We start from the raw sequence: 16,508 nt of genomic DNA, 5'->3' as shown, positions 1-16,508 counted from the left end.
GGGGAAACTGGACGTTGTCAGGCGAAACTTCCCCTGACAACGTCCGGTTTCCCCGGATATCCGGGGAAACCTGCGCGAACCACGCACCCCACCTACCCCTCCAGCACCACGACGGCGGACGCGATGCCGGCGTCGTGGCTCAGCGAGACGTGCGCCGAGACCACGCCGAGGGCGTCGGCCGCGGCGCGCACGGTGCCGCGCAGCTCGAGCCGCGGGCGTCCGGACGGCTCGGTGACCACCTCGGCGTCCAGCCAGGACAGCCCCGGAGGGGCGCCGAGCGCCTTGGCGAGCGCCTCCTTGGCGGCGAACCGCGCGGCCAGCGACTCCACCGGACGCGTCGCCTCGCCGGGGCGGAACAGGCGAGCGCGCAGCTCGGGCGTCCGCTCCAGCGAGGCGGCGAAGCGGGCGACGTCGCACACGTCGTGGCCGACGCCGAGGATCGCCATGACGCGGCTACTCGACGGTGACGGACTTGGCGAGGTTGCGCGGCTGGTCGACGTCGTGGCCGAGCCGCGTGGCGAGCTCGCAGGAGAACAGCTGCAGCGGGATCACCGACACCAGCGGCTGCAGGAGCACGGGCACGCGCGGCAGCCGGACGACGTGGTCGGCGTACGGCTCGATGCGGGCGTCGCCCTCCTCGGCCAGGCAGAGGGTGCGGGCGCCGCGGGCGCGCACCTCCTGGATGCCGGAGAGCATCTTGTCGTGCAGCTGGTCGCGGCCCTGCGGGGGCACGATGCAGAAGACCGGCAGCCCGTCGTCGATCAGCGCGATCGGGCCGTGCTTGAGCTCGCCGGCCGCGAACCCCTCGGCGTGCAGGTAGGCGAGCTCCTTGAGCTTCAGCGCCCCCTCCAGCGCGACGGGGAACCCCGCGTGACGGCCCAGGAAGATGAACGACGACGACGTGCGGTACTCCTCGGCCAGCGCGTACACCTCGTCGGCCCGCTCGAGCACCTCGGTGATCGCGGCCGGGATCTGCTCCAGCTGCGCCATGATCTGGGCGATCTCGTCGCCGTACCGGGTGCCCTTGACCTGCGCGAGGTAGAGCGCGAGCAGGTAGCAGGCGACGAGCTGGGTCGTGTAGCCCTTGGTCGAGGCGACGCCGATCTCGGGCCCGGCGTGGGTGTAGATGACGGCGTCCGACTCACGCGGGATGGTCGAGCCGTTGGTGTTGCAGATGGCCAGCACCTTCGAGCGCTGGGTGCGGGCGTGGCGGATGGCCTGCAGGGTGTCGGCGGTCTCGCCGGACTGGCTGATCGCGACGACGAGGGTCGAGTAGTCGAGGATGGGGTCGCGGTAGCGGAACTCGCTGGAGAGCTCGACCTCGACCGGGATGCGGCACCAGTGCTCGATCGCGTACTTGGCCACCATGCCGGCGTAGAAGGACGTGCCCGCCGCGATGATGATGATCTTGTCGATGTCGCGCAGCTCCTGGTCGGAGAGGCGCATCTCGTCCAGCTGCAGCAGGCCGTTGCGGCCGCGGCGGCCGAGCAGGGAGTCGGCGACCGCGCGCGGCTGCTCGAAGATCTCCTTGCGCATGAACCAGTCGTGGCCGTCCTTCTCGGCGGCCGAGAGGTCCCAGTCGACGTGGTACGGGCGGCCCTCGGCGGGCGTGCCGTCGAAGCCCGAGACGCTCACGCCCTCGCGGGTGATCGTGACGACCTGGTCCTGGTCGAGCTCGAGGGCGTCGCGGGTGAACTCGATGAACGCCGCGACGTCGGAGCCGAGGAAGTTCTCGCCCTCGCCCAGGCCCACCACCAGCGGCGAGTTGCGCCGCGCGGCGACGACCCGCTCGGGGTCGGCGGCGTCGACCGCGACGAGGGTGAACGCGCCCTCCAGCACCCGGCAGACGTTCTGCATGGCCGTGGTGAGGTCGGCGCCGGCCAGCACCTCGCGCTCGAGCAGGTGCGCGGTGACCTCGGTGTCGGTCTCCGAGAGCAGGTCGTGGCCCTCGGCCTCCAGGCCGGCGCGCAGCTCGGCGAAGTTCTCGATGATGCCGTTGTGGACGACGCCGACCCGCCGCTGCTCGCCCAGGTGCGGGTGGGCGTTGCGGTCGTTCGGGGCGCCGTGGGTGGCCCAGCGGGTGTGTCCGATGCCGGTGGTGGCCGACGGCAGCGGCGTCTCGTCGATCGCCTTCTCGAGGTTGGCCAGCTTGCCGGCCCGCTTGTCGACGGCGAGCGCGTCGGCGTGCACGAGCGCGATGCCGGCGGAGTCGTAGCCGCGGTACTCCATCCGGCGCAGGCCCTCGATGACGACGTCCTGCGCGGACCGGTTCCCGACGTATCCCACGATGCCGCACATGGCGAGCGAGTCTAACGACCCGTGGGCCCGTCCCCGACATGCGCGCCGGGGCTGCAAGAATCCCGGCCATGAGCGAGGACCCGCGTCCGGCCGCGGACGGCGGACCCCCGCACGCGCCGCACGCCGACCACCCGGCCCACGCGCCCCACGGGTCGCACGGGTCGCACGGGTCGCACCGCGAGACCTCGCCGTACGTCGAGCTCGATCGCGCCGCCTGGGCGGCGCTGGCCCGCGAGACCCGCAACCCGCTCTCGGCCGAGGAGATCTCGCGCCTGCGCGGCCTCGGCGACTCCCTGGACCTCGAGGAGGTCGAGCAGGTCTACCTGCCGCTCTCCCGGCTGCTCAGCCTCTACGTCAGCGCCGCGCGCCAGCTGCACCGCGACCAGGAGAGCTTCCTGCACGACCGCACCCCGCCGCGCACCCCGTTCGTCATCGGCCTGGCCGGCTCGGTGGCCGTCGGCAAGTCGACGACGGCCCGCGTGCTGCAGCACATGCTCGCCCACTGGCCCGAGCACCCCAACGTCGCGCTGGTCACCACCGACGGCTTCCTCCACCCCAACGCCGAGCTGGAGCGCCGCGGCCTGCTCCAGCGCAAGGGCTTCCCGGAGTCCTACGACCGCCGCGCGCTGCTGCGCTTCGTCGTCGACATCAAGTCGGGCAAGGACGAGGTCGAGGCGCCCATCTACTCCCACCTCGTCTACGACGTCGTGCCGGACGAGAAGGTCGTCGTCCGCTCCCCCGACATCGTCATCGTCGAGGGGCTCAACGTCCTGCAGCCCGCCCGGGCCCGCGAGGACGGTCGCACCGGGCTGGCGGTCAGCGACTTCTTCGACTTCTCCGTCTACGTCGACGCCGGCACCAGCCACATCCGCCAGTGGTACGTCGAGCGGTTCCTGCGGCTGCGCGAGACGGCGTTCCGCGATCCCGGCTCCTACTTCCGCAAGTACGCCTCGTTGACGCACGACGAGGCGGTCGCCGAGGCGGGCCGCATCTGGGACACCATCAACGGCCCGAACCTCGCCGACAACGTGCTGCCGACGCGCTCGCGGGCCACGCTGGTGCTGCGCAAGGACGCCGACCACTCGGTGCGCTACGTCCGACTGCGCAAGCTCTGACGCCCGCGTCCGCGGCGACGTCGCTCAGAGCGCCAGCCGCTCCCGGACGACCTCGGCGAGCCGCTCGGCGACGTCGCGCGCCTCGGTGGTGGTGGGCGCCTCGACCATGACCCGGACGAGCGGCTCGGTGCCGCTGGGCCGCAGCAGGATGCGTCCGCGCTCGCCCAGGCCCGCGGTCTCGGCGGCGACGGCGGCGGCGAGGCCCTCGTCGGTGGCCGAGCGGTCGCGGTCGACGCCGCCGACGTTCACCAGCACCTGCGGCAGTCGGGTGACGACCCCCGCGAGGTCGGCGAGGGTGCGCCCCGTCGCGGCCATGCGGTGCATGACGTGCAGCGCGGTGAGGATGCCGTCGCCGGTGGTGGCGTGCTCGGCCATGATCACGTGGCCGGACTGCTCGCCGCCGAGGCTGTAGCCGCCGGCGCCCATCTCCTCGAGCACGTACCGGTCGCCGACCGCGCTCTGCCGCACGGCGACGCCCGCGGCGGACATCGCCTGCAGCAGGCCGAGGTTGCTCATGACCGTGACGACGAGGGTGTCGTCGTGCAGGCGCCCGGCGTCGCGCAGCGCGAGGGCCAGGACGGCCAGGATCTGGTCGCCGTCGACGACCACGCCGTGGTGGTCGACGGCCAGGCAGCGGTCGGCGTCGCCGTCGAGGGCGAAGCCGGCGTCGGCGCCGTGCTCGAGCACCGCGCGACGCAGCGGGTCGAGGTGCGTGGAGCCGCAGCCGTCGTTGATGTTGAGGCCGTCGGGGGTGGCGTTGATGACGACCACCTCGGCGCCCGCCTCGCGGAGCGCGCGGGGCCCGGCCTCCGAGGCCGCGCCGTGGGCGCAGTCGAGGACGACCCGCAGGCCCGCCAGCGGGCGGCCGGCGGCGGGGTCGCCCCCGCCGGGCAGGGTGCCGACGAGGTGCGCGACGTACTCGCCGACCGCGGTCGGGTAGGCGGTGACGCGACCGACGTCGCCGCCGGTGGGACGCTCGGGGCGCGCCGACTCGTCGTCGAAGAGCGCCTCGATGCGGGCCTCGAGCTCGTCGGGCAGCTTCGTGCCGCCGCGGGCGAGGAACTTGATGCCGTTGTCGGGCATGGCGTTGTGCGACGCCGAGATGACCACGCCGAGATCGGCGTCGAGGGCGTCGGTGAGGAACGCGACGCCGGGCGTCGGCACCACGCCGAGCCGGACGACGTCGACGCCGGCGGCCGCGAGGCCGGCGATCACCGCGTGCTCGAGGAACTCGCCGGACACGCGGGTGTCGCGGCCGACGACGGCGCGCGGGCGTCCCCCGCCGCGGCGGGTGTCGGCGCCGAGCACCAGGGCGGCACATGAGGAGAGGTCCAGGGCCAGACCCGCGGTCAACCGACCGTTGGCCAGGCCCCGGACCCCGTCCGTGCCGAAGAGGCGACCCAAAGCGTCAGCGCTTGCTGAACTGGGGAGCCTTGCGGGCCTTCTTGAGACCGGCCTTCTTGCGCTCGATGACGCGGGCGTCGCGCGTGAGCAGCCCGGCCTTCTTCAGCGTCGGGCGGTTGGCCTCGACGTCGACGGCGTTGAGGCAGCGGGCCAGGCCCAGGCGCAGGGCGCCCGCCTGGCCGGTGATGCCGCCGCCGTGCACGCGGGCGATGACGTCGAAGCGGCCCTGCAGCTCGAGGCTGGCGAAGGGCTCGTTGACGACCTGCTGGTGCAGCTTGTTCGGGAAGTAGCTCTCCAGCGTGCGGCCGTTGATCGTCCACTGGCCGGTGCCGGGGACGACGCGGACGCGGGCCACGGCCTCCTTGCGGCGGCCGGTGGCCGCGGCGGGGGCGATGGTCGCGGGACGGGCGGCGACGGCCTCCGCGGAGGGGGTGCTCTCCGAGGTGTAGGCGACGCCGGCCTCGTTGGTCTCGAAGGTCTCCTCGACCTCGGTGGTCTCGGTGGTGCCGGTGGTCTCAGCCACGATGATCCTCTGCGCTCTCGTCGACGATTACTGGGAGATCTGGCTGATCTCGAACGGGACGGCCTTCTGGGCCTGGTGCGGGTGGTTCGGGCCGCTGTAGACCTTGAGCTTCTTCAGCATCTGCCGACCCAGCTTGTTCTTGGGGAGCATGCCCCACACGGCCTTCTCGACGGCCTTGCGGGCGTCCTTCTCGAGCAGCTCGCCGATGGGCGTCGCGGAGAGACCGCCCGGGTAGCCGGAGTGGCGGTAGGCCATCTTCGTGGTGCGCTTGGTGCCCGAGAGGGCGACCTTCTCGGCGTTGATGATGATGACGAAGTCGCCGGTGTCGGCGTTGGGCGCGAAGATCGGCTTGTGCTTGCCGCGGAGGAGGTTCGCGGACTGCACGGCGAGACGGCCGAGCACGATGTCGGTGGCGTCGATGACGTACCACTCGCGCTGGATGTCACCCGGCTTGGGGGCGTACGTACGCACGGCTGATTCACTTTCTCGTTCGTGAGATCCGGGGCGACGGCGCCGCCCGGATGGTGCTCACGCCCTCTGACGAACACGGCCCGGCTCGGGGGCCGGCCGGACGACCGGCGGGCCCCGTCCGGGACTGCCAGGGCCTCTCAGCGGAAAGGCACCAGGCGGCAGGGGACGCGACCGGCAAGACTACGGGCGTCCGAGCGGGCCGGTCAAAACCGTCGCGCCCGACTATCACCCCGCCCGGCGTTCCTCCGCCGCGACGCGCCCACTAGGTTGTCGGACGTGACTGAATCTCTGACCGTCCGCGACAACCGCACGGGCCAGGAGTACGAGGTCCCGATCGTCGACGGCACCATCAAGGCCGCCGACCTCGGGAAGATCACGGCCGGCGAGGACGCTCCCGGTCTCGCGGTCTACGACCCCGGCTTCGTCAACACGGCGTCGTGCCGCTCCGCGGTGACCTTCATCGACGGCGAGAAGGGGGTCCTGGAGTACCGGGGCTACCCCATCGAGCAGCTCGCCGAGAAGTCCTCGTTCCTCGAGGTCGCCTACCTGCTGATCCACGGCTCGCTGCCCACCAAGGCCGAGTACGAGACCTGGGTGCACGAGATCACGTACCACACGTTCGTGCACGAGAACATCAAGGAGTTCATGCAGGGGTTCCGCTACGACGCGCACCCCATGGGCATGCTGATGGCCTCGGTCGGCGCGCTCTCGACCTTCTACCCCGACGCCCGCCACATCTCGGAGGCCGACAACCGGCACATCCAGATGGTCCGCATGATCGCGAAGATGCCGACGCTGGGCGCCTGGTCGTTCCGCCACGCGCAGGGCAAGCCGTTCGTCTACCCCGACAACGACCTCAGCTACACCGCGAACTTCCTCTCGATGCTGTTCAAGATGAGCGAGTCGAAGTACGAGGCCGACGAGCGGCTGGTCAAGGCGCTCGACGTGCTGTTCATCCTGCACGCCGACCACGAGCAGAACTGCTCCACCAACGCCGTGCGCTCGGTCGGCTCCTCGCAGGTCGACCCGTACTCGGCGGTCGCGGCCGGCGTCGGCGCGCTCTACGGCCCGCTGCACGGCGGCGCCAACGAGGCGGTGCTGCGGATGCTGCGCCGCATCGGCAGCGTCGAGAACATCCCGTCGTTCATCGAGGGCGTCAAGGCCGGCAACGAGCGGCTGATGGGCTTCGGCCACCGGGTCTACAAGAACTTCGACCCGCGCGCCACGATCATCAAGAAGGCCTGCGACGACGTCTTCGAGGTCACCGGCGTCAACCCGCTGCTGAAGATCGCCCAGGAGCTCGAGCGCATCGCGCTGGAGGACGAGTACTTCGTCAAGCGCAAGCTCTATCCGAACGTCGACTTTTACTCCGGGCTCATCTACGAGGCCTTCCAGTTCCCGCCGGAGATGTTCACCGTGCTGTTCGCGATCGGCCGCACGCCGGGCTGGCTGGCCCAGTGGAACGAGCTGGTGCAGGACAAGGAGCAGAAGATCGCGCGGCCGAAGCAGATCTACACCGGCGACCGCGGGCTCACCTTCGTCCCCGCGTCCGAGCGCTGGAGCTGACGCCCCGCCCCACCGCACGTCTCGACGCCCCGCACCGGTTCGCCGGTGCGGGGCGTCGTGCATGACGGGCTGCCGTGGGGACGGGCCCGGGCCTCGGGGTCCGGTTCGCTCAGTTTCAGGGGCCTCAGGAGTACTGCGGTTTCCCCGGGCGCCCGGGGAAACCGACGCTCCGTGACGTCCACGGCACCTCTCACTGGCCCTCACGGTGCTGTGCGCGTCACGCAACGCCGCGCGAAGCGGCCGCCCGTCGGCGCAGCGCCACTCTTGCCCCACCAGCCCCGCGCGTCCCGCTGGCCTCAGGAGTGGTGCAGGTTTCCCCGGATATCCGGGGAAACCTGCACTTCGTGACGCCCACGGCACCTCTCGCCGCCCGCCACGGTGCCGTACGCGTCACGGAACGGCCGGCGGACGAGCGGCCGGCCCGCGCGGCAGGTCGACGCCCCGCGCACAGGCGGAGCCGGGCGAGGCCGCCGTCAGGACGCCGGCGGCAGGTCGGGCAGGTCGGTGTCGTGCAGCCAGGGACGCAGCAGACCGGTGACGTCGTGGCCGGTGCGGGCGTCGGCGAAGGAGAGCAGGGCGTCGGTGGTGACCGACGTGCCGAGGTGCTCCCCGACCCAGCCGCGGAGGAGGTCGAAGAAGGCCTCGTCGCCGAGCGTCAACCGCACCGCGTGGAGGGCGAGCGCGCCGCGCTTGTAGACGCGGTCGTCGAACATGAGCTCCGGGCCGGGGTCGGCGAGCAGCAGGTCCTGGTCGAGGTCGGCGAGCCGGGCGTGGTGCTCGCGCGCGTGCTCGTCGGTCGGACGTCCGCCCGCCGCCTGCGACCACAGCCACTCGGCGTAGCAGGCGAAGCCCTCGTGCAGCCAGATGTCGCGCCAGCCGGCGACCGTGACGGCGTTGCCGAACCACTGGTGCGCCAGCTCGTGGGCGATCAGCCGCACCTGGGCCCAGTCGGGGTCGGCGTGGTTGCGCCCGAACGTCGAGAGGCTCTGGCTCTCGAGCGGGATCTCCAGGTCGTCGTCGGTGACGACGGCCGTGTACGCCGCGAACGGATACGGGCCGAAGAGGTCGGCGAACGCCTCGAGCATGGCCGGCTGCAGGGCGAGGCTGCCGTCGAGGTCCAGGCCGGCGGGCGCGGCGGTGCGCACCGCCACCCCCGCGACCTCGCCGTGCTCGGTCGTCTCGTAGCGCCCGATCTGGACGGTCGCCAGGTACGGCGCCATCGGCACGTCCATCTCGTGCACCCAGGTCTCGCTGCTGCCGCGGCGCCGGCGCGAGGTCAGCTCGCCGTTGGCGACCACCCGGTAACCGGCCGGGGCGGTGATCGCGATCCGGTAGGCGGCCTTGTCGTCGGGCCGGTCGTTGCAGGGGAACCAGGTCGGCGCGCCGTGCGGCTGCGCCGCGACGATGACGCCGTCGGCCAGCTCCTCCCAGCCGGCGTCGCCGAGATGGCGGGCGCGCAGCGGACGCGGGCTGCCGGAGTACCGCACCCAGACGACGAGCTCGGCGCCGACGTCGGCCGGCTCCCCCAGCGTCAGCACCAGGCGGTGCCCGCGGTGACGGTGCCGGGCGAGGCGGGCGCCGTCGACCCGCACCTTCTCGACGCCCAGGTGGGCGAGGTCGAGCACCAGCCGATCGGTGCGCTCGAGCACCTCGACGTCGAGCACCGCCTCGCCGGCGAGCCGGTTGCCCTCGACGCCGTAGGCGAGCTCGAGGTCGTAGCGGCGCACCGCGTACGAGCGGTCCCCGTGGTCGGGGACGTACGGGTCGGCGGTCGGCAGGCTCATGCGGTCACGTCCGCGGGGACGGCGGCCGTCACGACGGGACGCACGCGCGCGGCGTCCTCGCTCCACGGCCCGATCGGGTTGCCGATCCAGATGGTCCGGTCGGGCACCGACTCGCCCCTCATCACCAACGACACCGGGCCGACCGTAGCGTGTCGGCCGATCGTCGCCGACGGCAGCACCACCGAGTTGGGGCCGAGGGTGCCGCCGCGCTCCACGCGCACCTCGTCCATGGCCAGCACCCGGTCGTGGAACAGGTGGGTCTGCACGACGCTGCCCTGGTTGACGCAGGCGCCGTCGCCGAGCACGACCAGGTCGGTCTCCGGCAGCCAGTGGCTCTCGCACCACACGCCGCGGCCGATCCGCGCGCCGAGCAGCCGGAACCAGGCGACGAGGACGGGCGTGCCCGTGACGTGCTGGGTGAACCACGGCGCGGCGAGCGTCTCGACGAAGGTGTCGGCCAGCTCGTTGCGCCACACGAACGAACTCCACAGCGGACGCGAGCCGGCCCGGTGGCGTCCGACCAGGATCCACTTCGCGGCCGCGGCCAGCAGCGCGGCCACGGCCCCCGCGAGCACAAGGGCGACGCCGACCGCCAGCGTCGCCAGCAGCCCGCCGAGCGGCCCGTCGACGGTGGCGAGCACCTCCGCGCCCACCAGCCCGACGCCCAGCGGCAGCAGCACGGCCAGGGCCATCGGCACCAGCCGGGCCACCTCCCAGGCGGCCCGCGCCACCTTCAGCCGGCGCGCGGGCGCGTAGGTGCGGGCGTCGTCGCCCTCGCCGTCGGGACGCCGCAGCGGCGCCGGGGGGCTGCCGAGCCACGAGACGCCCGCCTTGGCGACCTTGCGCGCCGGCGCCGCGGAGAGCACCGCCACCAGGGAGCGCTTCGGGATGCGCCGACCGGGCGCGGCCATGCCGGAGTTGCCGAGGAACGAGCGCTTGCCGATCTTGACCCGCTCGACCCGCAGCCAGCCGCCGCCGAGCTCGTAGCCGCCGACCAGGGTGTCGTCGGCAAGGAACGCCAGCTCGCCGACGGTGGTCAGGCTCGGGACCATCAGCACGGTCGAGGCCTCGACGTCCGCGCCGATCCGCGCGCCGAGCAGCCGCAGCCAGGCCGGGGTCAGCTGCGAGGAGTACAGCGGGAAGAGCCAGGTGCGGGCCTCGTCGAGCACCCGCATCGTGGCCCAGACCTGCAGCGCGACCCGGCCGCGCACCGGGTGGACGCCGGGCTCCAGGCCCACCCCGGCGAGCCGGACGACGGCCGCCACCAGGACGGCGAGCACGACGGATCCGAGCAGCGCCGCGAGCAGGGCCAGCGGCACCAGCCACGGGACGAGACGGCCCGCCGCCTCGGCCGTGCCGTCGACCGGGACCTCCGGCGCGATGCCGAGCGGCCCGGCGAGGGCGAGCAGCACCAGCGCCGTGACGCCGATCGCCACGGCCGGCAGCGAGGCGAGCACCAGCCCGACGGCGCCGTAGAGCAGCGACCAGCCGCGGCGGGAGTCCGGACGCGCCGACCACGGGCCGCGGGCCGACGAGCTCGCCAGCGCCGCCGGCGCGCCGGACCAGAACTCGCCGTCCGGCACCGCCCCGACGACCGCCGAGCCGGGCGCGACCTCGGCCTCGTCGCCGACCACGGCGCCCGGGCACAGCGTCGAGCGCGTGCCGACCCGGGCGCGCCGACCGACGCTGAGCGCGCCGAGGTGCAGCAGGTCGCCGTCGATCCAGTAGCCCGAGAGGTCGACCTCGGGCTCGATCGAGCAGCCGTCCCCGAGCCGCAGGAAGCCGGTGACCGGCGGCAGCGTGTGCAGGTCGACCTCGCGGCCGACCGTCGCGCCCAGCAGGCGGGCGTACCAGGTCATCAGCGCCGCGCCGGCCAGCGTCGTCGCGCCGAGCTGGTCGACCGAGCGCTCGGCGGCCCACAGCCGCAGGTGCACGCGGCCGCCGCGGGGGTGGTCGCCGGGCACCACGCCGGCCAGCCACAGGCGGGCGACGCCGGCGGCGAGCAGCATCCGACCCGGCGGGCTGACGAACACCAGGAGCGCCGGCACCAGCCAGGCCCAGCCGACCGCCGGCAGCGCGTCGGTCAGGGTCGCGGCTCCGACGGCGGGGCCGAGGTCGTGCGCGAGCCGGGCGGCGAGCGCCGTCCAGGTGAGCGCCCGCGGCGCGGCCAGCAGCCGCAGCCCCAGCGCGGCGGCCACCTGGGCGCTCTGGGTCTTCAGCGGGGTCGGACGGATCGTCCGGTCGCGCGCCGCTCCCCCGCCCTCGGAGTCGGCCGCCAGCTCCTCCAGGAAGGCCGCGAGCGAGCCGAGGGTGGGATGGTCGTAGAGGTCGCCGACGGCGAGCTCGGGGTGCTCGGGACGCAGCCGGGTCAGCACCTGCGCCGCGCTGAGGCTGCCGCCGCCGAGGTCGAAGAAGTCGTCGTCGGGGCCGCGGCCGCCGGTGCCGAGCACCTCGCGCCACACCTCGGCGACCCGGGCGGCCATGCCGCTGAGCTCGGCGCCGGCGGGGTCGTCGGGCAGCGGCCACGGCAGCGCGTCGCGGTCGACCTTGCCGGAGGTCCGCGTGGGCAGCTCCGCGACGACGGCCAGCCGCGGGACGAGGGCCGCGGGGAGGTCGCGCCGCAGCGTCGCCAGGGCGGACGCGCCGTCGTAGCCGGCGCCGACCGTCAGGTAGCCGACGAGGAGCGGGTTGCCGGCCGGCGTGCGGCGCACCGCGGCCGCCGCGGAGACCACGCCCGGCAGCGCGAGCAGCGCGGAGTCGATCTCGCCGAGCTCGATGCGGCGTCCGCCGACCTTCACCTGGTCGTCGGCGCGGCCGGCGAAGAGCAGGCCCTCGGGGTCGTGCACCACCCGGTCGCCGGAGCGGTAGGCCCGCTCCCAGCCGAGCGTCGGCATCGGCGCGTAGGCGACGGCGTCCTTCGCGTCGTCGAGGTAGCGCGCGAGCCCGACGCCGCCGATGATCAGCTCGCCGGTCTCGCCCGGCGCCACCTCGTGGCCCTGCTCGTCGACGACGGCGAGGTCCCAGCCGGCCAGCGGCAGGCCGATGCGCACCGGCCCGTCGCCGTCGACCCGAGCGCCGCAGGCGACGACGGTGGCCTCGGTGGGCCCGTAGGTGTTCCACACCTCGCGGCGCCGGCCGTCGCGCGTGGTGCCGACCAGCCGGGCGGCGACCTCCGGCGGGAGCGCCTCGCCCCCGAGGATCAGCAGCCGCAGCCGGGCCAGCGCCGACTCCGGCCACAGGCTCACCAGCGTGGGCACCGTGGAGACCACCGTCACCCGGTTCGCCTCGAGCCACGGCGCGACGTCGAGCCCGCTGCGGACGAGCGCGCGCGGCGCAGGCACCAGGCAGCCGCCGTGCCGCCAGGCCAGCCACATCTCCTCGCACGAGGCGTCGAAGGCCACCGAGAGTCCCGCCATGACGCGGTCGTCGGGGCCGAGCGGGTCCTCGGCGAGGAACAGCGCGGCCTCGGCGTCGACGAACGCCGCGGCGCTGCGGTGGCTCACCGCGACGCCCTTGGGCGTGCCGGTGGAGCCGGAGGTGAAGATGATCCAGCAGTCGTCCTGCGGAGAGGGGTCGACGTGCTCGACCGACTCGCGCCCCGCGGCGCCGCGCGGCTCGATCCGCAGCTCGGCGCCGACGACCGCTGCGACGTCGGCCTCGCCGAAGACGACGCGGGCGCGCTCCTCGGGGTCGTCCGCGTCGACCGGCACGTAGGCGGCGCCGGCCAGCAGCGTGCCGAGGATGGCGATGTAGAGCTCGAGCGTGCCGCTGGGCACCCGCACGCCCACCCGGTCGCCGCGCCCGACGCCGAGCGCGTGCAGCTCCTCGGCGAACGCCCCGGCCGCCTCGGCCAGGCCCTCGTAGGTGAGCTGCTCGACCCCGTTGTCCAGGGCCATCGCGTCCGGGTGGGCGGCCACGGTGGCGCGCAGGACGTCGACGAGGGTGCGGGGCGGCGGGGCGGCGGCGGCGCGGCGCAGGGGACTCGTCACGCCCGACATCCAACCGGGCGCAGGTGAACGGCAGGCGCCCGGTCCGCGTCAGCCGACGGCGCGCTCCTCCCGCGTCCAGTAGGGCGCCCGCAGCTCGCGCTTGAGGATCTTGCCCGTCGGGTTGCGCGGCAGCGCCGGCACGAGGTCGACGCTGCGGGGGCACTTGTAGTGGGCCAGGTGCTCGCGGCAGTGGGCGATCAGCTCCTCCGCGGTGGCCACGGCCCCCTCGCGCAGCGCCACGACGGCCTTGACCGACTCGCCCCAGCGCTCGTCCGGCACGCCGATGATCGCGACCTCGAGCACCGCCGGGTGCTCGGCGAGCACCCGCTCGACCTCGGGGCTGTAGATGTTCTCGCCGCCGCTGATGATCATGTCCTTGAGCCGGTCCTCGACGAAGAGGAACCCGCCGTCGTCGAGCCGGCCGATGTCGCCGGTGCGGAACCAGCCGTCGGCGGTGATCACCTCGGCGGTGGCCTCCGGCCGGTTCAGGTAGCCCTTCATCAGCTGCGGCGTGCGCAGCCAGACCTCGCCGGGCGCTCCCTCGGCGACGTCGTCGAGCGTCCCGGGATCGACGATGCGCACCTCGACGCCCGGCACCGCGCGACCGGCCGAGCCGAGGCGCTCGGGACGGGCGGCGTCCCGGTGGTCCTCCGGCAGCAGGTGGGTGGCGACGCCGGAGACCTCGGTGAGCCCGTAGACCTGCATGAACTCGGTCTGCGGCCAGGCCTCCATCGCCGCGCGCAGCAGCGGCGCCGGCATCGGGGCCGCGCCGTAGGTGTAGGTCTTGAGCGCGCCGAAGAGCCGGATCGCGTCCGCCCCGGCCCCCAGCACCTGCTGGAGCACGGCCGGGACGAGGAACGTCCGGTTGGCCCCGGCGAGGATCGCGCGGGCCAGCGAGCCGCCGTCGGGGTCGCGGGTCATCACGGTGCGGACGCCGTCGTGCAGGCCGAAGAGCACGTAGGAGGAGCCGCCGACGTGGAAGAGCGGCATCGAGACCATCGAGGCGTCGCCGGGCTCGAACGTCCAGCCGTCGTGGCTGTGGACGGTGTGGGCCACGAGGTTGGCGTGGCTGAGCATGACGCCCTTCGGCCGCCCGGTCGTGCCCGACGAGTAGAGCACCAGGTAGGTGTCGTCGGGGTCGGTGCCGGGCTCCCGGTCGCGCGGCTCGGCCTCGGCGAGGAGCCGCTCGTAGGCGTCGCCGTCGGCACCGTCGGGCGTCACCTCGACGACGTGGCGCACGTGCGGGAGCGCGTCGCGGATGCGCTCGATCGCCGGCAGCAGCTCGCTGCCGACCACCAGCACCGACGCGCCGGAGTCGTTGACGACGTAGTCGAGCTCGTCCGCGGCGAGCCGGAAGTTGACGATGGCGGTCGCGGCGCCGAGCAGGCCCGCGCCGAGCGACACCTCGACGCCCGCCGGGTGGTTCTTGTCCAGGAAGGCGACGACGTCGCCGCGTCCGACGCCGAGGCCGGCCAGGGCGCCCGCAGCCCGGCGCACGCGGTCGTGCCACTCACTCCACGTCCAGGCGCGCTCGCCCTCGGCCGGCAGGTAGCGGAAGCACTCCTCGTCGGGATGCAGGGACGCCCAGTGCGCGAGGCGGTCGTCGACGAAGCGGGGGTCGGGGGCCGTCTGTGCCGTCATGGGGAGAGTGTGACGGAGCGCACACTCCGGTTTCAATGCTCGCAGCCGGATCGAGCCGCGCGGATCTCGTCCGACTTTCAAGGACCATCCCAGGGGTGACTCAGGGTGATCACAGGGTCGGCGGGGAAGGTGGAGGACATGACCGACCACCCCGACGGCTCGTCCAGCACCCCGGGCGAGCACCCCCAGAGCGATCCCACCCGGAGCGAGCCCGCGCCGCACGTCCCGTCCGCCGAGGCCCCGGGCGACCCGCACGGCCCGACGGCCCACGACGACACCGCGCCGATCCAGCCGGTCCAGCCGGTCCAGCCGGCGCACCCGGCCCCCGGCGCCGGCGCCCCCGGCTGGGGCGAGCCGGAGCCGACCACCGCCATCGCGGCGGCCGGTGCCTACGGCGCCTACGCGCCGTACGGCTCCCCGGAGGCCGCCTCGCCGTTCGGCCCGACCGACGTCGTCGCCGGCAGCGCGTCCCCGCGGCCGGCCTCGCGCAAGCGCTTCGTGGCGGCAGTCGTCGCGGCGGCCGTCCTCGCGGGCGGCGCGGGAGGCGTCGGCGGCGCCGCGGCCTGGAGCGCCCTGACCGGCGACGACGGCGGCAGCGGCATCACGATCGGCTCCGGCCCCGTCACGGCGTCGAAGGTCGTCGACTCCACCGACGCGCCCGCCGCCGACGGCTCGGTCGAGAAGGCCGCGCAGGACGTGTTGCCGTCGGTCGTGAAGATCTACGTGCAGGGCAGCCAGGAGTCCGGCTCCGGCTCGGGCATCATCCTCAGCTCCGACGGCAAGATCCTCACCAACGACCACGTCGTCGAGGTGGCCGGCCAGGGCGGCACCATCACGGTGGCGTTCTCCGACGGCTCCACGCACACCGCCAAGGTGCTGGGCACCGACCCGCTCACCGACACCGCGGTGATCCAGGCGTCCGGCGTCTCCGGCCTGACGCCGGCCACCATCGGCAAGTCCTCCGGCCTCAAGGTCGGCCAGGACGTCGTGGCCATCGGCTCGCCGTTCGGCCTGGAGTCGACCGTCACCAGCGGCATCGTCAGCGCGCTCAACCGCCCCGTCGACGTGGGCTCCGACAGCGACAACAACGCCACCGTCTACCCCGCCATCCAGACCGACGCCGCGATCAACCCCGGCAACTCCGGCGGCCCGCTGGTCGACATGGCCGGGCACGTCGTCGGCATCAACGCCTCGATCCGCACCTCGGGCTCCTCCGGGCTCGGCGGCTCGGAGGGCGGCTCGATCGGCCTCGGCTTCGCGATCCCGATCGACGAGGTGCTGCCGGTCGTCCAGCAGATGCTCGACGGCGAGACGCCGACCCACGCGCGGCTGGGCATCTCGGTGGCCGACGCCGCGAGCAGCAAGGCGGCCGCGGCCGTCGGGCTGACCAACGGCGCCGAGGTCAAGGAGATCGGCGACGGGTCGACCGCCGCGGCTGCGGGCCTCAAGGTCGGCGACGTCATCACCAAGGTCGACGACACGCAGGTCACCGGCTCCGACTCGCTGGTCGCGACGGTGCGGTCCTACCGGCCCGGCGACACCGTCAGCGTCACCTACGTGCGCGACGGCGACACCAACACCGTCCAGCTGAAGCTGGACTCCGACGCGAAGGTCACCAACTCCTGACCTTCCGATGAGCCGACCTGGCGGGCGGAATGGGGCGTGGGGTCCCGTGGGGCCGCCCGAGCAGGTCGATCCCGACGCCCCCGGCGGCCGG

General features: G+C 73.9%; 11 protein-coding genes. 3 read left to right on the top strand and 8 right to left on the bottom strand.

What is annotated here, in order from left to right:
- Nucleotides 1–92: 92 nt before the first annotated feature.
- Complete coding sequence (locus K8Z61_RS10975; protein WP_224129411.1) at nucleotides 93–446, bottom strand: holo-ACP synthase; 354 nt, start codon at nucleotides 444–446, stop codon at nucleotides 93–95.
- A 7-nt stretch (nucleotides 447–453) separates the two neighbouring features.
- Complete coding sequence (glmS, locus tag K8Z61_RS10970) at nucleotides 454–2,298, bottom strand: glutamine--fructose-6-phosphate transaminase (isomerizing) (protein ID WP_224129409.1); 1,845 nt, start codon at nucleotides 2,296–2,298, stop codon at nucleotides 454–456.
- A 68-nt stretch (nucleotides 2,299–2,366) separates the two neighbouring features.
- Here glmS and coaA point away from each other — a divergent pair, with 68 nt between their 5' ends.
- Complete coding sequence (gene coaA, locus K8Z61_RS10965) at nucleotides 2,367–3,413, top strand: type I pantothenate kinase (RefSeq protein ID WP_224129407.1); 1,047 nt, start codon at nucleotides 2,367–2,369, stop codon at nucleotides 3,411–3,413.
- A 24-nt stretch (nucleotides 3,414–3,437) separates the two neighbouring features.
- On the opposite strand, the gene glmM is transcribed toward coaA, so the two are convergent.
- Genes glmM through rplM form a run of 3 tightly spaced genes read right to left on the bottom strand, consistent with a single transcriptional unit; the run spans nucleotide 3,438 to nucleotide 5,811 of the window.
- A complete protein-coding gene (glmM, locus tag K8Z61_RS10960) occupies nucleotides 3,438–4,817 on the bottom strand; it encodes a phosphoglucosamine mutase (RefSeq protein ID WP_224129405.1) in 1,380 nt (459 codons plus the stop codon).
- A 4-nt stretch (nucleotides 4,818–4,821) separates the two neighbouring features.
- Nucleotides 4,822–5,340 (bottom strand): 30S ribosomal protein S9, encoded by a 519-nt coding sequence (gene rpsI / locus K8Z61_RS10955; RefSeq protein ID WP_224129403.1) that lies wholly within the window; start codon nucleotides 5,338–5,340, stop codon nucleotides 4,822–4,824.
- Between the two features lie 27 nt (nucleotides 5,341–5,367).
- On the bottom strand, nucleotides 5,368–5,811 hold the full coding sequence (gene rplM / locus K8Z61_RS10950) for a 50S ribosomal protein L13 (protein ID WP_224129401.1): 444 nt from the start codon (nucleotides 5,809–5,811) through the stop codon (nucleotides 5,368–5,370).
- A gap of 276 nt (nucleotides 5,812–6,087) precedes the next feature.
- Between rplM and K8Z61_RS10945 the strand changes: the two genes are divergently transcribed.
- Nucleotides 6,088–7,377: a citrate synthase gene (locus K8Z61_RS10945; protein ID WP_224129399.1), complete on the top strand. Its 1,290-nt coding sequence runs from the start codon at nucleotides 6,088–6,090 to the stop codon at nucleotides 7,375–7,377.
- A 473-nt stretch (nucleotides 7,378–7,850) separates the two neighbouring features.
- Here the strand turns inward: K8Z61_RS10945 and K8Z61_RS10940 are convergent, their stop codons facing one another.
- The 3 genes from K8Z61_RS10940 to K8Z61_RS10930 are packed head-to-tail and all read right to left on the bottom strand — an operon-like array spanning nucleotide 7,851 to nucleotide 14,791.
- Nucleotides 7,851–9,161, bottom strand: coding sequence for a M1 family metallopeptidase (locus K8Z61_RS10940; protein WP_224129397.1), 1,311 nt, complete (start codon nucleotides 9,159–9,161; stop codon nucleotides 7,851–7,853).
- Nucleotides 9,158–13,150 carry a Pls/PosA family non-ribosomal peptide synthetase gene (locus K8Z61_RS10935; RefSeq protein ID WP_224129395.1) on the bottom strand — a complete coding sequence of 1,331 codons (3,993 nt, stop codon included), beginning with the start codon at nucleotides 13,148–13,150 and terminating at the stop codon, nucleotides 9,158–9,160. Before K8Z61_RS10935 ends, K8Z61_RS10940 begins: the two co-directional genes overlap by 4 nt.
- 48 nt (nucleotides 13,151–13,198) lie before the next feature.
- Nucleotides 13,199–14,791: a long-chain-fatty-acid--CoA ligase gene (locus tag K8Z61_RS10930; RefSeq protein WP_224129393.1), complete on the bottom strand. Its 1,593-nt coding sequence runs from the start codon at nucleotides 14,789–14,791 to the stop codon at nucleotides 13,199–13,201.
- A 138-nt stretch (nucleotides 14,792–14,929) separates the two neighbouring features.
- Between K8Z61_RS10930 and K8Z61_RS10925 the strand changes: the two genes are divergently transcribed.
- Complete coding sequence (locus K8Z61_RS10925; protein ID WP_224129391.1) at nucleotides 14,930–16,417, top strand: S1C family serine protease; 1,488 nt, start codon at nucleotides 14,930–14,932, stop codon at nucleotides 16,415–16,417.
- The last annotated feature ends 91 nt before the right edge of the window (nucleotides 16,418–16,508 follow it).

Source organism: Nocardioides sp. TRM66260-LWL, assembly GCF_020075545.1.
Lineage (GTDB): Bacteria > Actinomycetota > Actinomycetes > Propionibacteriales > Nocardioidaceae > Nocardioides.
Note: the sequence above shows the minus strand (reverse complement) of the source record. Positions and strands in the feature narration are given on the sequence as shown.